The 3,672-nt window shown below is 40.6% G+C and carries 2 protein-coding genes; both read left to right on the top strand.

Annotation, left to right across the window (positions count from 1 at the left end; translation table 11 throughout):
• Positions 1 to 787 precede the first annotated feature (787 nt).
• Positions 788 to 1,969 (top strand): PD-(D/E)XK nuclease family protein, encoded by a 1,182-nt coding sequence (locus QVA83_RS12875; RefSeq protein ID WP_287498528.1) that lies wholly within the window; start codon positions 788 to 790, stop codon positions 1,967 to 1,969.
• Positions 1,970 to 2,177: 208 nt separating this feature from the next.
• Positions 2,178 to 3,672, top strand: a 1,495-nt coding sequence (locus QVA83_RS12880) for an ATP-dependent helicase (protein WP_287498529.1), incomplete at its 3' end; no start/stop codon positions are given.

Raw genomic sequence — 3,672 nt, forward strand, 5'->3', positions numbered from 1 at the left:
ATATGGAAGTGATGAGCCAATCGATGCAGTATCGTTTAGCTTGCACCAATATGGTTTCGAAAACATCGCGTTAGATTTTGAAGTGAATATACAGAAAGTTGCCGATGAATATGAATCTAGCGCAGCTTTAATGTTGGGGTATCGGTTTTAACATTTTTTTGGGGCTTTCGAAACGTAACATCTAAAGAGGGTTCTAAAAATGAAAAGTGTCAGTGGGGTGTAAAACTAAATTAAGACAACTTAAATGACAGCATCGAATTCACGTATTGGTATCTTTTGGATTTACCATGAAAGGCTAATATCTAGGTCTATATTATTGTCGAAAGCAAAGTACAGTAGTCTGGGTATTGCCGACACATGTTTTAGCCATATAAGTGTTTGGGAAACCGAGAAAGCTTACCTTCCAGAATTTCCTACACTTATGAATTCCGAGTATCAGATGTTCCCTCGTGGACGAGTTCTCTTTGAGAAGAGATGTGCTACGTTTAAAATTTTTGCTGATAGCACTATTATTAAAAACAAGTGCAGTAGAAAACTCATTATCGACACTTTTTCATTACAGGACGAAAAATGTAAATGGAAAAGAGATACTCACTATGCGGTCTTTTGAATCGCTTACTAATGACTTTTATTTTACCTTTCAAACGCATAATCAATTTACCGGATACATTAACTCTTATCGTTAGGTTGCAATAAGTATTCGCGAGCGAGGTGAAAGCACTTATGAAAATGGTGCTTTCTGTGAGTTACTTGATAATTAAATAAATAATGTGGAAGAGCCCAGAGCATGGAAGACAACCTACTCGTAAATTTAAGAAAGTATCGACCTAGAGATAAATCAGATCCATTAGAGAACTTTTTAACAGAGGCATTTGCGCACTTATTGAAAAATAGCAGCGAGGTTATGATAGCTCTCTTAGAAGAGATTAATTCAAAATCAGCGCTCCCAAAAGCGTTCAATACCAATAACTATGAGGTCACAACTCAAGCAAATTTCGACGGAAAGTTTCCTGACATGCTTGTTAAGTGGGACGACGTAGTAATAGTTTTCGAGCATAAAGTCTATTCTGAATTGAGTTACTCTCAGCTCGATAATTACAGAGCCTATGCTGAAGAACATTTCAATTATCATCACGTTGTTCTTATAACTGCACGAGAGTATCAACATAAACAAAACCCCGACTGCGCTATTTGTTGGCATGATATTCACGAACTATTGGGTAAAATTAAGCCTTTAAAAAATGAAACAGCCAAATGGTACTTGGAGTCCTTCAAAGGGCTTCTTCAAGCAGAGGGATTGGGTAAGATATCTCCTATCAATCAATTGGCTATTACGCATTACCTTGAAGCTAAACAGCTAGAAGAACAAATGCGTTCGCTAATCAAGCAAGCCTCTCTTGAACATATCCGTTGGCCTTTAGCCCAATTTTTGGCACCTACTGTAAAAGATCGACTTTCCGCTGTTGAGCGTCGAATTGGAATAGAGTTTTGTAGTTTTGGAAATAAGCAGAAGCTTGATTGGAAGCCAGGTATTTTCTGCGGCTTTTTGGCTGATGGTGCTGACCATAAATTTGAACAGATAACGGGCAAACACATGCACGTCGGATTAATCTTCGACTTTCAAAAATCGTTACATAACTCGCTCCAATCAAGCACTACTTTTAAAGGGCTTAGAAGCGAGATCGCAGAAAGAATTAACGAGTTAAATGCATCGAACGTTAGTTATTCGCCCCATGATAATAAGTGGAAAGTGATTGATAATTTAAGCGCTGATACAAATGCCGAAGTTAACCTTTATCACCCTTTCGCTGTGTTGATGCGCATGGATGCATTTTTCTCTGAATTACATGATTCCCCAGAGCAGCTTAATGAATTTATTCGTTCAATTAGTTTATTACAGGAGTTGCTTCTATCTTGTCCGAATTTCCAACCTTTCCTTGCAGAATTGAGTAAAAGTAAAGAAGAATGATGTCTACTTTTTGAAAACAGATACTAAGGCCGGTCTATAGGCCGCCGTTCCTGACAAGGCTTCAAAAGTTAAAGCATTAATGGATGAAATGTGAAACCCGAAAGAGCGTCATAAACTCCAGAGGTAGAAAATTAAACACCACACAAAACTGTTTAAATATACAGTGCATTAATTTATCCTATTGAAGTGCTCTTCAATAGGATTTTTTATGCTCTCTCATTCTGAATTAAACCCGCAGCAGCAAGAAGCCGTGAATTACGGGTTGAGTTCCGTAGGAGCGGGCGAAACGGAGCTGAGCGATGAAACGCACCACCCGCTGTTAATTATTGCAGGCGCTGGCACAGGTAAAACTAACACTCTCGCTCACAAAACAGCACAGCTAATATTGCATGGTGTTGCGCCAGAACGAATTTTATTGATGACGTTTGCGCGAAGGGCTTCGTCGGAATTAAGTTCACGGGCGAACCGCATAATAGAGCGAACGTTGCGTGAGAAACAAAAGGCGTATCATCCGGTCACACTTCCTTGGATGGGCACTTTTCATTCAATCGCATCGCGACTGCTACGAGAGCACGCTTCACTCATTGGTTTAGATCCCGACTTTACGGTTATGGATCGTAACGACAGCGCGGATATGCTTGATTTGCTTCGCCACGAACTTGGCTTCAGCGGTGTCAATCGGCGCTTTCCTAAAAAGAAAACGTGTTTAGACATTTACTCTCGTTGCGTGAACGCGCAAGCACCGCTTATCGACATACTCGATACTCATTTCCCCTATTGTAGCGAGTGGGAAGAAGAGCTGAACACGCTGTTTGCTCACTATGCGAAAACTAAAATTGAACAAGTGAGTTTAGACTATGACGACTTACTGCTTTACTGTTTTCACATGGCGCAGGTCGACGCTATTGCTCAAAAAGTAAGAGAGCAATTCGACAATGTGTTGGTAGACGAATATCAGGATACCAACGTTCTTCAAGCTGGCATTTTAAAAGGTTTCTTCCCAACCGGTGAAGGCCTTACCGTTGTAGGCGATGACGCCCAATCAATCTACTCATTTCGCTCAGCAACGGTAGACAATATTCTTAACTTTCCAACTGCATTTTCCATGCGTGGCAAAGTGATAACGCTACAACAGAATTATCGGTCACATCCGAACATATTGAACTTGTCTAATACCCTTCTTTCAGAAAGCGACGAAGGCTACAAGGTGTCGTTGTTCAGCGAGCGTAAAAGCGGCCCTATGCCTAAGTGGGTAACTGTTGAAAATGACATGTTCCAAGCAGAATATATTGTTGAGCGAGTTTTGGCGGCTCGTGAAGAAGGGATTGATTTAAAACAGCAAGCCGTTCTGTTTCGTTCAAGTTATCACAGCGATCGTCTAGAGCTTGAACTTACTCGACGCAATATCCCTTTCGTTAAACATGGTGGCCTTAAATTTCTGGAAGCTTCGCATGTAAAAGATATGCTTTGCATTTTACGTTGGGCAGATAACCCTAAACATAAAATATCAGCTTTTCGAGTGCTTAAGTTATTGCCCGGCATAGGTCCAAAGATAGCTGAGAGAGTGTTTAACGATTTAGAAAAGCACGACTTTGCATTAGGTAAATTGCGCAGCTTCGCACTCTCAGAATCCGCGAAGCCTTCGTTCCTTTCTCTTATAGATTTGCTAGATAACGTGCACCACAACAATATTCCATGGACCG

It is taken from the genome of Alteromonas sp. AO-Serp (assembly GCF_017849675.1).
GTDB lineage: Bacteria > Pseudomonadota > Gammaproteobacteria > Enterobacterales > Alteromonadaceae > Alteromonas > Alteromonas macleodii.